Origin of the sequence: Cryobacterium sp. 10I5 (assembly GCF_035019865.1) — a bacterium.
Classification (GTDB): Bacteria; Actinomycetota; Actinomycetes; order Actinomycetales; family Microbacteriaceae; genus Cryobacterium; species Cryobacterium breve_A.
This window is the reverse complement of sequence record NZ_JASJVI010000047.1, coordinates 15,441-29,929: the sequence shown is the minus strand read 5'-3', so window position 1 is coordinate 29,929 and position 14,489 is coordinate 15,441. Positions and strand designations below refer to the sequence as shown.

16 protein-coding genes are annotated in these 14,489 nt (G+C 68.1%); 6 read left to right on the top strand and 10 right to left on the bottom strand.

Going from position 1 to position 14,489, the window contains the following annotated elements:
* Positions 1 to 20: 20 nt before the first annotated feature.
* From QN350_RS12465 to QN350_RS12455, 3 genes are all read right to left on the bottom strand, one after another.
* Positions 21 to 1,202: an acyl-CoA dehydrogenase family protein gene (locus tag QN350_RS12465; RefSeq protein ID WP_323502616.1), complete on the bottom strand. Its 1,182-nt coding sequence runs from the start codon at positions 1,200 to 1,202 to the stop codon at positions 21 to 23.
* Positions 1,203 to 1,380: 178 nt separating this feature from the next.
* Positions 1,381 to 2,265 (bottom strand): helix-turn-helix domain-containing protein, encoded by an 885-nt coding sequence (locus QN350_RS12460; protein WP_323516477.1) that lies wholly within the window; start codon positions 2,263 to 2,265, stop codon positions 1,381 to 1,383.
* Between the two features lie 55 nt (positions 2,266 to 2,320).
* Positions 2,321 to 3,292, bottom strand: coding sequence for a S1C family serine protease (locus QN350_RS12455; RefSeq protein WP_322138781.1), 972 nt, complete (start codon positions 3,290 to 3,292; stop codon positions 2,321 to 2,323).
* Between the two features lie 209 nt (positions 3,293 to 3,501).
* On the opposite strand from QN350_RS12455, the gene QN350_RS12450 reads away from it, so the two are divergent.
* Positions 3,502 to 4,269, top strand: a complete 768-nt coding sequence (locus QN350_RS12450; RefSeq protein WP_323502618.1) for a hypothetical protein — start codon at positions 3,502 to 3,504, stop codon at positions 4,267 to 4,269.
* Between the two features lie 126 nt (positions 4,270 to 4,395).
* Here QN350_RS12450 and QN350_RS12445 read toward each other — a convergent pair whose 3' ends face one another.
* A complete protein-coding gene (locus QN350_RS12445) occupies positions 4,396 to 5,496 on the bottom strand; it encodes an ABC transporter substrate-binding protein (protein WP_323502619.1) in 1,101 nt (366 codons plus the stop codon).
* Positions 5,497 to 5,731: 235 nt separating this feature from the next.
* Here QN350_RS12445 and QN350_RS12440 point away from each other — a divergent pair, with 235 nt between their 5' ends.
* Complete coding sequence (locus QN350_RS12440) at positions 5,732 to 6,709, top strand: magnesium transporter CorA family protein (RefSeq protein ID WP_323516475.1); 978 nt, start codon at positions 5,732 to 5,734, stop codon at positions 6,707 to 6,709.
* Positions 6,710 to 6,783: 74 nt separating this feature from the next.
* On the opposite strand, the gene QN350_RS12435 is transcribed toward QN350_RS12440, so the two are convergent.
* The 3 genes from QN350_RS12435 to QN350_RS12425 form a co-directional block, all read right to left on the bottom strand.
* Positions 6,784 to 8,682 (bottom strand): polysaccharide deacetylase family protein, encoded by a 1,899-nt coding sequence (locus QN350_RS12435; protein ID WP_322138778.1) that lies wholly within the window; start codon positions 8,680 to 8,682, stop codon positions 6,784 to 6,786.
* Positions 8,683 to 8,832: 150 nt separating this feature from the next.
* The gene (locus tag QN350_RS12430) at positions 8,833 to 9,099 is read right to left on the bottom strand and encodes a GlsB/YeaQ/YmgE family stress response membrane protein (RefSeq protein ID WP_281533864.1); all 267 of its coding nucleotides are present in this window, start codon (positions 9,097 to 9,099) and stop codon (positions 8,833 to 8,835) included.
* Between the two features lie 143 nt (positions 9,100 to 9,242).
* The gene (locus tag QN350_RS12425) at positions 9,243 to 9,908 is read right to left on the bottom strand and encodes an Asp23/Gls24 family envelope stress response protein (RefSeq protein ID WP_322138777.1); all 666 of its coding nucleotides are present in this window, start codon (positions 9,906 to 9,908) and stop codon (positions 9,243 to 9,245) included.
* A 134-nt stretch (positions 9,909 to 10,042) separates the two neighbouring features.
* On the opposite strand from QN350_RS12425, the gene QN350_RS12420 reads away from it, so the two are divergent.
* The 4 genes from QN350_RS12420 to QN350_RS12405 all read left to right on the top strand — a co-directional run bounded on the left by QN350_RS12420 (position 10,043) and on the right by QN350_RS12405 (position 12,348).
* Positions 10,043 to 10,618, top strand: a complete 576-nt coding sequence (locus tag QN350_RS12420) for an RNA polymerase sigma factor (RefSeq protein ID WP_281536161.1) — start codon at positions 10,043 to 10,045, stop codon at positions 10,616 to 10,618.
* Positions 10,615 to 11,274 carry a hypothetical protein gene (locus tag QN350_RS12415; protein WP_322138776.1) on the top strand — a complete coding sequence of 220 codons (660 nt, stop codon included), beginning with the start codon at positions 10,615 to 10,617 and terminating at the stop codon, positions 11,272 to 11,274. The genes QN350_RS12420 and QN350_RS12415 overlap by 4 nt, the downstream gene beginning before the upstream one ends.
* Positions 11,267 to 11,596 (top strand): hypothetical protein, encoded by a 330-nt coding sequence (locus QN350_RS12410; RefSeq protein ID WP_323502621.1) that lies wholly within the window; start codon positions 11,267 to 11,269, stop codon positions 11,594 to 11,596. Before QN350_RS12415 ends, QN350_RS12410 begins: the two co-directional genes overlap by 8 nt.
* Before the next feature lie 365 nt (positions 11,597 to 11,961).
* Entirely contained in the window at positions 11,962 to 12,348 is a 387-nt protein-coding gene (locus QN350_RS12405; RefSeq protein ID WP_281533860.1) for a DUF1304 domain-containing protein, read from the top strand.
* Positions 12,349 to 12,392: 44 nt separating this feature from the next.
* On the opposite strand, the gene QN350_RS12400 is transcribed toward QN350_RS12405, so the two are convergent.
* From QN350_RS12400 to QN350_RS12390, 3 genes are read right to left on the bottom strand one after another with little or no spacing between them, the layout of a single operon-like run.
* Positions 12,393 to 12,845, bottom strand: coding sequence for a hypothetical protein (locus tag QN350_RS12400; RefSeq protein WP_281533859.1), 453 nt, complete (start codon positions 12,843 to 12,845; stop codon positions 12,393 to 12,395).
* Entirely contained in the window at positions 12,842 to 13,840 is a 999-nt protein-coding gene (locus QN350_RS12395; protein ID WP_322138774.1) for an MAB_1171c family putative transporter, read from the bottom strand. The genes QN350_RS12400 and QN350_RS12395 overlap by 4 nt, the downstream gene beginning before the upstream one ends.
* Positions 13,840 to 14,340 (bottom strand): hypothetical protein, encoded by a 501-nt coding sequence (locus tag QN350_RS12390; RefSeq protein ID WP_322138773.1) that lies wholly within the window; start codon positions 14,338 to 14,340, stop codon positions 13,840 to 13,842. The genes QN350_RS12395 and QN350_RS12390 overlap by 1 nt, the downstream gene beginning before the upstream one ends.
* Positions 14,341 to 14,489: the final 149 nt, after the last annotated feature.

Below are 14,489 nucleotides of genomic sequence, written 5' to 3'. Positions count from 1 at the left end.
GAGCGAGGCGGGGGGGCGGGTCAGCGGAAGGCGCTCACCCCGGTCAGGTCGCGGCCGATCAGGAGGGACTGCACGCTCTCGGTGCCCTCGTAGGTATGCAGGGATTCGATGTCGGCGAGGTGGCGGATCACGTGGTTCTCGAGCAGGATTCCGTTGCCGCCGAGCACGTCGCGCGCGGTCGCCGCGATCTCGCGGGCGGCCCGGGTGTTGTGATACTTGGCGAGGGACGCCTGGATCGGACGCATGGTCCCGGCCGCGTCGAGTTCGGCGAGGCGCAGGCAGTAGAGCTGCATCGCGGTCAGCTGGGACAGCATCCGTGTGAGTCGTTCCTGCACGAGCTGGAAGCCGGCAAGGGGCTTGCCGAACTGGATGCGCTGGTTCGAGTAGCTGAGTGCCGCCTCGAAGACCGCGGTGGCGTGGCCGAGCGCCGACCAGGCCACGCCGAGGCGCGTGGCGAAGAGCACCGTCGCGGTGTCCTTGAAGGTGCGGGTGCCCGGCAGCAGGGCGTCGAGGGGCACGCGGACGTTGTCGAGCACGATACGGGCCTGGTGGATGCCGCGCAGGGAGCCCTTGCCGGTGATGGTCTGGGCCTGGTAGCCGGGGGTGTCCTGCGGCACGAGGAACCCGCGCACGTTGCCGTCGTCGTCGCGGGCCCAAACCACGGTCACGTCGCCGACGGAGCCGTTGCCGATCCACTTCTTCTCGCCGGTGATCACCCACTCGTCGCCGTCGCGGGTCGCGGTCGTCTCGAGCGCGACGGAGTCGGAGCCGTGGTCGGGCTCGGTGAGGGCGAAGGCGCCGAGCTTCTCGGCGCGGGCGAGAGGGACGAGCCACTCGGCCTTCTGTGCGTCGCTGCCGAAGAGGGCGATGCTGCGGAGCGCCAGCCCGCCCTGCACGGCCACGACGGTGCCCATCGAGCCGTCGCCGCGGGAGATCTCCATGTTGACGAGGCCGGCGGCGAGCGGCGACATCGGGGTCAGGCCGGGGCCGACCACGCCGTCGGTGAGCAGGTCGAGTTCGCCGAGCTTGCGGACGAGGTGCAGCGGATACTCGGCCTTGTCCCAGGCCTCGGTGACTTCGTCGAGGGTCTCGATCGCAAAGGCGCGGGCCCGGTCCCAGAAGGCGCGGTCGGCGGCGGGCACGTCCCGGAAGAGTTCGTAGTAGTCGGTGTCGAGCGGCACGGATACGTCGTAGTTGGGCACGGTTCCCCTCCATTGGGTTCGGCTGGTCAGCAGATCGGTCGCTACTAGTAATAGTTGACACTCAGTGTCAGGTCAAGTGACACTGAGTGTCAAATCGCTGCACGTGCGCCGAGGCGAGCGGATGCCTGCCCACGAAATGCAGGATCTCCCTGCCCTTGAGGCCGTGGGAGCCTCAGCGTCAGTCTCGTCCTGCGTTTCGGTGCGCCCCGGCATCCGCACCCGGAGCGCTGCCGGCGAGACGCCCGCCGAGGGCGCGGGCGACCTCGCGGGTGAGCTCGCCCGGCGTGATCGTGCCCGGGAACACCGCCACCACCAGTTCCGGCGGCGACTCCCCAACCTGGCCGTGCACCGCCTGCCCCTGCCCAGCCGTCGAATCGGCCACGTCCGGATGGAAGAGCCGCCCCACCTCGCGGAGTTCTGTGGCGAGTTCCTCGGCGAGGCGTGCGGTGCGGTCGGCCTCTGACGCTGCATCCGTCGCCTCATCGCCTGCGGCATTCGTCGGGGACGAGGCCGGGATGGCACCGCGGATCAGGCGGCGGAGTTCGTAGTTGTGCGTGGCGGTGATCGCTGCGGCGTAGCGGATGGCGGTGAGCGGAGGCACGTCTGGACGTGCGGAGCGGAGGTAGGCGGCGAACATCTGCTCGTAGCGGATGGCCATGATGGTCTCGCGGTCGCGGAGGGTCGGGGTGTCGCGCACGACGAGATCGCGCACCCGGACGCTGTCGAGCCGTTCGCGGAACCGCTCGAAGACCATCGTCGCGGCATCACGGATCGCGCGCCAGGGGTCCTCGTGCTGCACGGCGAAGTACGCGGTGATCTGCACGGCGAGTTCGTCGTGGTCGGCGAAGATCACGTCTTCCTTGGATCGGAACTGACGGAAGAAGGTGCTGCGCGAGATGCCGGCCGCCCGGGCGATGTCGGTCGCGGTCGTGGCCTCGTAGCCGTCGGTGCGGAACAGGCGCACGGCGATGTCGGCCACCTCGACGCGGGAGCGCGCACGCGTCGGACGGGGCTGGGCGGAGGCCTCTGCTGCGGGAACGGACATCAGTCGTGAAATTAGCACGGAATCGGGCTCTCTCCTGCGCGCCCGGTCGCCGGAACCGGACTGGCTCAGCGGCTCAGCGCAGCGCGGCGAGCTCCTCCGGCTCGGCGATCACGTCGACCATCGCGGCGCCCCGGAGCACAGTGACCGGAAGCGGGCGGCCGATGGCATCGCCGAACAGGAGACGCTGGAGGCCCTGGGCGTCCTTGACCTGTTCGCGGCCCGCGGCGAGGATCAGGTCGTTGGGCTTGAGGCCGGCGCGATCGGCGGGCGAGCGCGCGATCACGTCCACGACACGCAGGGCCACGTCCTGGTGCACCCGCACGGCCACGTCTGGCGGCAGCGGTATCGGAGTGCTGACCAGGCCGAGGTACGCCCGGCGCACCCGCCCTTCCCGTTGCAGTGCGTCGATGATGCGCCGGGAGGTTGGATTGATCGGCACGGCGAGGCCGAGTCCGACGCCGGCGACGGCGGTGTTGATGCCCACGACGACGCCCCGCGAGTCGGCGAGGGCTCCGCCGGAGTTCCCGGGGTTGAGGGCGGCATCCGTCTGAATGACGTCTTCGATGACCCGGGCAGCCGACCCGGAGCGGGTCGGCAGGGAGCGACCCAGCGCGCTGACGACCCCGGCGGTCACCGAGCCGGCGAGGCCCATCGGGTTGCCGACCGCGACGACGAGCTGGCCGACGCGGAGGGTGTCGGCGTTGCCGAGCCGGGCGGGCTCCGGCAGGGTCAGCGCGCGGGAACGGACCACGGCGAGGTCGGAGAGCGGGTCGGAGCCGACGATCTCGATGGCGCTGCTCGTGCCGTCTGAAAAGAGGGCGCGGCCGGCATCCGCCCCGAGCACGACGTGAGCGTTCGTGAGCAGGTAGCCCTGTGCGGAGTAGAGCACGGCCGAACCGGCGCCGCGGCGCACCCGGCCGCGCGGCGTGGCAACCGACATTTCGATCGCAGCGACCTGGCGGGTCACGGTCGCGGCGACCTCGGTCACGACCCGGGAGTACGCGTCAAGCGGACCCTCCCTGGTGTCGTCCCCCGCATCGCTCATCGCCTGTCCTTCCGTTCTCACCCACCGCGGTTGCAGCGGATGCCGGCCAATGTACCCGGGGTCCGCCCGCTTCGCCGTGCCCCGCCACACGCCCTCGGCGAACACGGGAGCCGGGCCGAGCGCCTGACCGCAACCTGACCGCGGGCGCCATCGGCCACCGCTCCGCGCCCGCCGCTCCGTAACGTAGGGAGCGGACGAGCGGAGTGTGCGTGGCAGAGATCGAGCAGAACCCCCTGAGCAAGGTTCCCGAGGTGACCGCCGCGTTCTGGGTCACCAAGGTGCTCACGACCGGGATGGGTGAGACGACGGCCGACTACCTCGTGCACCAGATCGACCCGCCCGTCGCCGTCGGCCTCGCGGGCCTCGGCCTGCTCGCCGCAATGCTCCTGCAGTTCGCCGTCCGCCGGTACGTCGCGTGGGTCTACTGGCTCGCCGTCGTCATGGTGAGCATCTTCGGCACCATGGCAGCGGATGCCGTGCACGTCGGCCTCGGAGTCCCCTACCTGGTGTCCTCGGTGGCTTTTGTCCTCGTCCTCGCCGTGGTCTTCCTGGTCTGGCGGACGACCGAGAAGTCGCTCTCGATCCACAGCATCGTGACGCGCCGCCGCGAGGCCTTCTACTGGGCGACGGTGCTCACGACCTTCGCGCTCGGCACGGCGGCCGGCGACCTCACCGCCATGACCTTCGGCCTCGGCTACCTCGCGTCCGGGATCGTCTTCGCTGTGCTCATCGCGATCCCCGCCCTCGCGTATCGCCGCTTCGGCATGAATGCGACGCTCGCATTCTGGTTCGCGTATGTCCTGACCCGGCCGCTCGGGGCATCCTTCGCCGACTGGGCCGCCGTCTCGACCGAACGCGGCGGCCTCGACCTCGGCACGGGGCCGGTGAGCCTCGTGCTCGGCGTGACGATTCTCGCGTTCGTCGCCTACCTCGCGGTCACTCGCCGCGACGTCGAATCGCTCGCCCGCCGGACGTAGGGTCCCGCGCCCCCATCACGGCCGTGAGGTGTCGCAGATCGATGTTCACGGACGTCCGGAACGTCGATCTGCGACACCTCACGGGGATCGGGGGCTGGCGCGGCGACGGCCGCGGCGGAGGCGCGGCTACTCGGCGCCGAGGCCCGCTGCCGAGACCGGCTTCTCTCCGGCCGCCGTGCGTACCTTGTTGAGCGCGGTCAGGTCGAACAGGCCGTTCAGGTCGCCGGTCTTGGTGGTGCCTGCCGTGACGCCGTTCTGGAGGCTCACCGGGAATGTCGACGCGAGCGGGTCGGTCGAGAACGTCACCCTGGTCAGGGCGCGGGAGATCACGGCGTCGGAGAGCGCCTTGCCGCTGTCGGCGGTGAGCTTCTTGTTGATCACTGTTGCGGCATCCGTGGGGTTCTTCGTGAGCCAGTCGACGGATGCAGCGTTGCCGGCCACGAGGGCCTCAACGGAGGCGGGGTACTTGGTCAGGAATGCCTTGCTGACGAGCAGTACGGTCGTCGGGAAGGCGCCGTCCGGCCACAGCGAGGACTCGTCGACGAGCACCTTCGCTCCGGCGTCGACGACGAGGCGGGAGACCCAAGGCTCCGGCAGCCAGGCGCCGTCGATGGCGCCGCTCTGGAACAGGGTGAGGGTCTGCGCGTTCTCGGTCGGTGTGATCTTCACGTCTCCGCCGCCGGAGGTATCCGTCGTGAAGCCCTGGCTGCTGAGCCAGGAGCGCAGTGCGACGTCCTGGGTGTTGCCGAGCTGCGGGGAGGCGAGGGTCTTGCCCTTCAGGTCGGCGGCGGAGTTGATGCCTTCGCGCACGATGAGGGCTGCTCCCCCGCTCGCGGCGCCCGCGACGATCTTGACGGACTCGCCCTTGCTCTTGATATAGCTGTTGACGGCCGGGCTCGGGCCGATGTACGCCGCGTCGATTGCGCCGGCGCTGAGCGCCTCGATCGTCGCGGGGCCGGCGTTGAAGATCTGGGTGCTGAGCTTGGTGCTGCCGAGCGAATCCTGCAGCAGGCCGTTCTCGAGCCCAACGAGGGCGGGGGCGTGGGTGACGTTGTCGAAGTAGCCGAGCCGGAGCTCTGCGGCCGGGCCGGCTGCCGTGGCGTTCGAGGCGGCATCGGCCGAGGCGGCGCATCCGCTCAGGGTGGTGGCGAGCAGGGCGACGGATGCCGCACCGAAGGCGAGGCGCATCCCCGCGCGACGAGCAGTGGTGTGGGTCTTGGTGGACATGGGCTTCACTTCCATTCGGTGGACGGCGTACCCTGCGGCACCCGGACTGGTCGCGAGACCTGGGTGGTCTCGAGACGACGTTATTCACCGAAAGTCCTGGGCGCATTCCGGCCGGTCACGCCCGGTCACGAAACGTAGCGCAACGTCACACAGCATCGACGGGCCCGGCGCTGCGGCGCCGAGACTCGGCACAGGCGTTGACCCCGCTGTCCCGCGGATGCTGCTTGACTGAAGTGTGCACACACCCAAAACCCGCTGCTACCGGAACGGGGACCTCGTCGACGAGGGCTTCCCGCTCGCCGACGTCTCCGAACACCTTGCCGATGAGGGCTGTGTGGTCTGGGTAGACCTGTGCTCGCCCGGGGAAGCGGACCTCGACCTCCTCGCGGAGGAACTCGGCCTGCACGCCCTCGCCGTCGAGGACGCCCTGAAGCTGCACCAGCGTCCCAAGCTCGACCGGTACTCCGACCACCTGTTCCTGTCGGCGTATTCGATCACATTCTCGCCGGAGTCGGCGGGCGTGGAGACCTCGGAGATAGCGGCATTCATCACCGACCGGGCCTTCGTCACCGTGCACAAGGACCCCGACTTCCCCATCGACGCCGTCGTCGCACGTTGGGACTCCTCCCCCGACCTCGCCTCGAACGGTGTCGCGTTCCTCCTGCACGGCCTCCTCGACTTCCTCGTCGACGGCTATTTCGAGGCCGTCGAGGCCCTCGACGAACAGGTCGAGGAGCTCGAGAGCCAGCTCTTCGAGCCGAGGAGCGACCAGGAGGCGGTGCAGCGTCGCTCCTTCGATCTCCGGAAGAGCCTCGTGCTGATGCGCCGGGTGATCCTGCCGATGCGTGAAGTCGTCAACACCCTGCTGCGCCGGGACGTGCACCTGCTGCCGAATGACATGGCGCCGTACTTCCAGGACGTCTACGACCACGTGCTGCGTGCGATGGAGTGGACGGAGAGTCTCAGGGACCTCGCAACGAGCGTGCTCGAGGCGAACCTCGCGATTCAGGGCAACCGACTCAACGTCATCACGAAGAAGGTCACCGGGTACGCGGCGATCATCGCGGTACCCACGGCGATCACCGGTTTCTACGGCCAGAACGTCCCGTACCCCGGGTTCAGCGAACTGGGCGGTTTCTACAGCTCCATCGCCCTCATCATCGGCCTGTCCGCCCTCCTCTATCTGCTCTTCAAGCGCAACGACTGGATCTGAGACCGGCACGATACGCACGACGGGCCGATGCCGGGGGCGCCCCCGGGGGGGGGCGCCCCCGACATCCGCTGCCGCTACAGGGCGGGAGCCCCGACAGTGTCGAACATCGCGTAGTCGTCGGTCACAAGGGTTCCGTTGCTGAACAGGTTCAGCCCGAAACTGATCGCGGTGGCACCGGCCGGAAGCACCGGGGTCGTGAAGCTCGCCTGGGTGAAGGCGGATGCCGTCGCGAGCCACGGGCTCGACGTCCAGTATTGCCAGGTCCCGCTCGCATCCCGGTAGTAGACCGCGAACTGGGTGGACGTCGTCGACGTGTACCAGGCCCGGAGCGAATAGGTGTGCCCGGCGATCGCGGGCGGGGCGCAGGCCCCGCTGTCCAGGCTCGGCAGCAGCTTCGCGTCACCGTTCGCGTAGTTCGTCACGACAAGCTTTTCGGCCTTGGTGCCGGTGTGCGCCGTTGCGACGGTCGTGAATGCGGCCGTGTTGGTGCCGTAGCCGCCGATTTGGTAGCACTGCGGAAGGGCAGCGACGCCGGCGGTCTCCAGGCTCGAGTTCTGGACGAGGTTGGTGCCGGGGGCCGGCGGCGGCGGTACGGGCAGGGTGGCGGCGTCGAAGGCCGTGTAGTCGTCCGTGGTGAGGGTGCCGTTGCTCAGCAGGTTGAGTCCGAAGGTGATCGCACTCGCGCCGGCGGGCAGGGCAGGGGTCGTCCAACTCGCCTTCTGGTACGTCGCGGACGCGGCGAAGAGCGGGCTCGCGGTCCAGTAGGTCCACGACCCGAGTCCGGTCCGGTAGTAAACCTCGATCTGGGTCGCCGCCGTGGACTTGTACCAGGCCGAGAGCGCGTAGGCCGTGCCCGGGGTGGCCGCCGGGGCGCATCCGCCCAGGTCGGGGGTCGGCAGCCACTTCGCGTCACCGTTGGAATAGCCCGTCATGGTCAGGCGGCCGGCCCGGTTGCCGGTACGGCCGGGGCTGACCGTGGTGAAGGCGGGGGTGTTCGTGCCGAATGAGGCGCCCTGCCAGCACTGGGGCACCCCGGCGGTGAGGGTCTCGAAGCCGGGGTTGGAGACCAGGTTGCTGCCGACTGGCTTCGGCGCGACAGCGGGGCCGGAGACGACCGCCTTGACGGTGCCGCCGATGACCTGGTCGACCGTCTTGATCGTCGTCGTCGCCGGGCGGGTCTTCAGCCACTGCACGAACTGGGTGAACAGCGTCGGGCTGATCGTGAGGGGGTCGGTGAGCCCGGTCGCGATGTGGTGGAAGGTCAGCTGCTGCCAGCCGCCCGCGGTCTCAGCCTGGATGACGGTGTTCTGGAGGTCGGTCAGACTCCAGGTGTTGTCGACCTCGTCGGGAGCCTGGGTGAGGTACGGGTCGGCCGGCGGGATGCTCTCGGAGAGTGCACATCCCGTGCAGCCGAACCGGGTCTGGATGTCGCCGAGGCCGCGGGCGCTGTTGTAGCCGCAGTTCTTGACGATCGTTTCTGTCGCAGGGGTCAGCAGCGAGGCGAACGGATAGGCGAAGCTCGTCACCCGGAATCCCCAGTTGGTGAGGTTGACCCTGTCGTTGCAGACCTGGCGGGTCGCCTCGTCCGTCGGCAGGGTCGCAAGGTCGGGGTGCGTGACGGTGTGGCCGCCGATCTCGTTGCCATCGGCGACGAGACCCTGCATCTGCGCGACGGTCAGATAGCCGGGCTGATTCACGTAGCCGGACGGAGTGTAGAAGGTGCCGTGCAGCCCGTTCGCTTTGAGGATCGAGGCGGCGGTCAGCTGGTCCGCGTTCGCGTCGTCGAAGGTGAGGGTGATGACGGCGGGAACGGCGGCGCTTGCGGGAAGAGCAGCGAACCCGTCTGCGACTCCGACGGAGACGAGTGCGAGCACGAACGTTGTGGACCAGGCGAGCCAGCGCGGACGTCTCCGACTGAAAGTACCGGTCAGTCGTTGTTTGGTGGCCGCAGGAAAGCGTGGCTGAACGTCCATGTCGCTGAGCTCCATTCTGGGCCCCTGCCTTCCGCGCCGGGACGGCACGGAAGACAGTCGGGTTAGGGCGCCGAAATCCCCATTAACGGGTGACCTCTCGGCCCTGTCAATGCGCGGCGCCCCACCAGAATGGGGGGCAAAGGGGGATGCCTACGCCGCGCGGCGCCGACCCGTCGCGAGCCCGTAGATCAGGAGGACGACGATGGAGCCGCCGATGGCGAGAAGCCAGGTCTGCAGCGAGAAGAAGTCCTGCAGCGGTGCGTTGAACAGGAGTCCGCCGAGGAACCCGCCGAGGAGTGCGCCGACGACGCCGAGGAGCAGCGTCACGAACCATCCGCCGCCCTGCTGGCCGGGGAGGATGAGTTTGGCGATGGCCCCGGCGATCAGGCCGAGGAGAAGGAAGCCGAAGAAGCCCATGGGGTGCTCTTTTCTGGATTGGTCACACGTGGTTGCGGATTTTGTGGTGAAGCGGTGGAGCTGTCAAGCGGTCATGCGGTGAAACGGTCATGCGGTGAAACGACGTCGGCACGGCAGGCCGGGGCCCGCCGTGCCGAAAAGGACTAGTCCTTGAAGACGTCCTTGATGTTCTCGCCGGCCTTCTTGGCGCTCGCGGATGCCTGCTCCGCTCGCCCCTCCGCGACCTTGGAGTCGTCGTTCGTTGCCTTGCCGATGGCCTCGTTGGCCTTGCCCTTGAGGTCTTCGGCCGTGTTCTTGATCTTGTCCGATGCGCTCATCGTGTTGTCACTTTCTCTCGGTGTTTCTCTGGGGGTGCCCGACGCGGTTGCGCGGGAAGTCTGGTCGTCTTCTGAGGGGTGATGCACGTCGTTGATCGTGACGTTCACGGCCGACACGCCGAGGCCGAGGAAGTCTTCGATCGCCCGTGTGATGCTCGCGCGCACGTCGGCGGCGATCTGCTGCACCGGAGTCGGATACTCGGCCACGATGACGATGTCGACGACCACGTCCGAATCGCCGACCGTGACGCTCACACCCTGGCTCAGGTCCGTTCCGCTCAGGGCCTCGCGAATGGCGCCGAAGGCCCGGGCGGGCGCGCTGCCGAGCGAGTGCACTCCGGTCACTCCACGGGCGGCGACACCCGCGACCTTGGCGACAACACTGTCGCTGATGACGGTCTGTCCGCCCTGCAGGTCGGCCGATTCATCGCCGGACGCACCACCGGACGAGTCGCGATCGGAAATACCGCGGAGAGCACGGGAAAGCGGCATGATGGGTATTCTTTCGTTGTCGATGGGCGAAGATCGTGATGATCGTCACTCGTATGACGTAGGCCGCGACCGGTTCGTCACGCGGAGATCGAAAATTTACTGGGCGCACCACGGGGTGATTCGGGAAGGACGTGATGACAACCGTTACCAGGCTCGCCGTGCCATCCGCTCTCGACGCGGCCTCAGACGCCCTGCTCGCCGACCGCGCGGCCGACGGCGACGTCCGCGCCTTCGAGGTCCTCGTCCGCCGCCACGGCCCGCTGATGCGCGTGCACGCGACGCGCATCCTGGGGTCGAACGACGAGACCGACGATGTGGTGCAGGAGTCCTTCATCACGGCCTGGCGGCAACTGCCGACCCTCGAGAACGGCGCCGCGGTGAAGAGCTGGCTGATGCGCATCTGCGGTCGCAAGAGCATCGACCGGGTGCGCGCCCGCCGCGACCACGCCGACATCACCGAAACGGATGCCGCTGCTCCGGCGACCCTCACGCCGCACCACGTCGCCGAGACGCAGGAACAGGCCGAGGCACTCGCGCGGTGCCTGGCCGAGCTGCCGGACGATCAGCGGCGCTGCTGGACCCTGCGGGAACTCGGCGAATACAGCTACACCGATATCGCCGAAGAACTCGACCTGCCCGTGTCGACCGTGCGAGGCTTGTTGGCACGCGCCCGAAAAACCCTGTTGCGGGAATTGGAGGACTGGCGATGAACACCCCAGACACCCCCTTTGTGGCTTTCGACCCCGACGAGCTGGCCGAGGAACAGTCGCGCCTGTCCGGGCACACGATCGAGGACCTCAACGACTACCTCGACCGCGGCCGCACCCCGAGCGATTCGAGCATCGACGATTCCCTGGCGTGCACAGTGGCACTCACCCGCCTCGAGCGGCTGCGGGCTGCCCTGCGCCGGGTGGACTCGGCCGCCGTGGACAGGGAGGCGGAGCGGACCGACGGCTGGGTCGCGACCATCATCGACAGCATCCGGCTTGAAACCCGCGCCGGTCGGCGGATTCCGCTCACCTCAGACTCACCGGTCGCCCGGCTGGCGCTCACCGAAGGCGCGGTCATCGGTGTCCTGCGCACGGCGGGGGACGGGATCGACGGCATCCTGATCAGTCGCTGCCGCCTCGAAGGCGACGTCACCGAGCCGGGAGAGCCGATCACGGTGCGCCTCGACGTCTCGGTCGGGACCGACGGAATGAACACCGGAGAGAGTGTCCGGGACCTCACGGCACGCCTGCGCGCGGCGGTCTACGCGGTGCTCGTGCAGCAGACCGAACTGACGATCGCGGCCGTGGACATCACCGTCACCGACCTGTACCTGACGACAGCCCTGCCGACCTCCGAAGGAGAAGCCGATGAGTGAGCCCGCTGTCGCTCCCGATCGACTCGACGACTACATTCTGGCGGTCCCGGGCGTGGACGCCCTCTACCCGGCAGGTCCCCTCCTGACCACTGTCGTCGCCTCGGTTGTCTCCGCGCTGATCCCGAGCGTGGCTGCGCCGAATCCGATCGTCGTCGTCGAGCGGGCCGGCGGACTCTCGATCTCCGCGAGCATCGGCGTCGGCCCCGATCATGCGGCACCGGATGTCTGCCGCCGCGTTCACGACGCGATCGCCGAGCACTTCAGTCGCGCCGGAGACCCGGTCATCGCCGAGATCGCGGTCACGGTTGCCCGCATCGGCTGAGTCGCCCGCATCGGCTGGCCGCCGGCAAGCGCCGAGGAAAGACCGGTCAGTACCCCGTCGTCACGGCGGGTCCGCAGCTTATGGCCGACCGCGCCGGGCGCGTGCCGGCCTGCTTTTTCGCTCGCATGGCATCGTCGGCATTCCTGAGGAGCACCTCGATCCGGGGTAGCTCGCTGGCTTCCCCGGTGTCCTCGGCCATCGCGATCCCGATCGTCGCGGAAACGCACAGGCGCCGACCCTCGCAGGCGAAGGGACTGGCTGCACTCAGCACGCCGGTGGCGCTCGTTTCCTGTGGTCGCGTTCGGGCCGCAGATGCGGCAGGATTGATTCCGTACCGACTGGTACACAATAGTCCGGAGGAACCCATGCTCATCGCCGCCCAAATCGTCGCCACCGTCGCCGCCCTCCTGCATGTCGTCTTCTTCCTGTTCGAGAGCGTGTTGTGGATGCGACCCGCCGTGTACGGGCGGTTCGGGATCGCATCCAGAGGCGAGGCGGAGACGATTCGTACGATGGCCTACAACCAGGGCTTCTACAACCTCGCGCTCGCGGTCGGGGTGCTCGTCGGAGTCGTGCTGCTCGCGCAGTCCGGATCCGCGTTCACCGCGGGCAAGACGGCCGTCATCTTCGGAACGGCGTGCATGTCCATCGCCGGAGTCGTCCTCGCCTCAACGGGACCCTCTTACCGACGTTCGGCCGCACTTCAGTTCTTCCCCGCTGCCGTCGCCCTCGTCCTGGCGAGCGCCGCCTGAGGAGGTAGCCCGGTTTCGTCGACCGGGGCCGCCACGCTGCCCGGTCAGTCCTGGTGCGGCCCTCCGCCGGCGATGTCATCCTCGAGGAGTTCGGTGATGTGGCGGAGCGTCTCGGGGGAAACGTCACCGAGGGTGCGGGCTGCAAAACTGACGACGCGCTGCGCCCGAAGCTTCTTCACGAAGGCGAGCTGGGAATCAACCCGTTCGGGCAGGTCGTCATCGGAGCCCAGCAGGTAGGCGGGCGGGATTCGAAAGAACTCCGCGATTCCGGTCAGGAGGTCGGCGTCGGTGACGAGCGGGCCCGTACCGGCGATCATGTACGCCCAGCGCGCGCGCGAGAGCGACAGGTGCTTCGACCGAAGATCAGTGGCGATCTCGCGGTACGTGTGCGGGGTGTTACCCTCCGCGACGACGACGTCCAGGAGCAGGTTGAGTTTGCGCGCCAATTCGACCTGTGGTGTGGACGGAGCCAGGCTGCTCTCCGGGGTGCCGGTCATGCCGTGTGTTCGCCTGCCAATTCGGGATGGGTTTGACGTTCGGTGGCGTCCAGGAGGGCCTGTTCCGAGCTAGACGTGTCCTGAGGATACAGCAGCAGGCTATCCCTGATCTCGACATATCGGCGATAGAGCCGCGCGGCGGGGTCGCGGGAGAAGACCAGCCGGAGTCGCGGAACCGGCGCTTCCATGCTGAGCTCTGGGGACGAAGCGAGGAGGCGCTCCCAGAGTGGGGAAAGCCGCCACAGCAAGATGCGGTCCCGCGCCCGGCGTTGCGCCGCGATTGTTCCGTCGACGGCGGCCGTGAGCCCGAGTCCGACGACCATGCTCAGTGGGGAAAGGAGCAGGGTCGCGAAATACAGCGGCCGTGACCAGTTGCTGAAGTCCGAATCGTGGTGCATGACTGTGGTCGTGGCATTGGTGATGCTGACAAGCGCCCAGACCAGTACACCGAAGCAGCCGAGCACGACGAAGCCGAGCGAGACCCTGGTCAGCGTGCGACCCTGGCGGCGCATGTCCCCCAGGCAGGCGAGAGCAACCGAAACCGAGAAGTACGCGAAGACGACCCAGGTTGTCGAGGCGTAAATCGTGTAGTCCCAGCGATCGAAGAACGAGTGGTGGATATCGTCCGTGATCCGCCAGTCGGTTCCGAAGAACAGGACCGCCTGAACGACGATGACCGCCGCCGTCACGCTGATGGTCACTCGCGCCTGCCGCCGGGTGATCCCATCGGGTGATGCCGCCGCCTGGACGAGGCTGTTCACGAGCGCGACCGCGACGATGGCCACGGCGTGCAACACGAAGTAGGTCACGTTTGCGCCGCCGATGGCGGAATCGATCACGGCATAGATGGGATCGGGCTGAAGCGTCATGAGCAGGGCGAATGTGGCCAGCAGCCAGAACAGCAGCCGCCGGCGTCCACGGAGAGCGGAAGGCAGGCAGACCAGGGCTGCAATCCACAGGAGTGCGCAGACGATCACCTGCACGATCACGACCATCAGAGCACCCGCCCGAATCCGGTCTGCGGACCGTGCCGGGCGTCGGTGCGATCGGTCAGCATCGTCAGGGCCAGGCAATCGCCGATTGCCTCGGCGAGGGCCTCCTGCTCATCGGTGAAGCCGCTCCGCGCCAGGGCATGCACGATCGCGTCATAGGGAATAAGGGGAGCGAGAAGCGCGACACGGTCGGCCGGCAGACGTTCCTTCTCCCCGTCGAGGATCATGTGTCCGAATTCGTGGTTGATGAACTGCTGACGATGCACGGCGGACTCCGTGGGAGCGTAGTGGATTCGTTCAAAGTCCTCGCCGTCGACCTCGATCCAGAGCCCGCAGATCCCGGATTCCATCATCCGCGCACTCGCCGCGCGGACGACGATGCGCTTGTGCCGCAGCCCTTCCATGTGGCGGTGCAGCAGGTCAGCGGTCAGCGGTCGTGGCAGGTTGAGCGCCGCGACAAGCTCGCCCGCCCGCTCTCGACGTTCGTCGTGATCCATGGTCATTCCCCCACCCATGCCGCATCCCGGCGGATCCCGGAAACGTATATTGGACATGTCCAACGTCTGCTACGCTTACCTTCGGTTGGACATGTCTAGGTTACAGTTCCGGGGGGAACGCCGTAACCGGCATGTCCGGACCAGGCACGACGCGA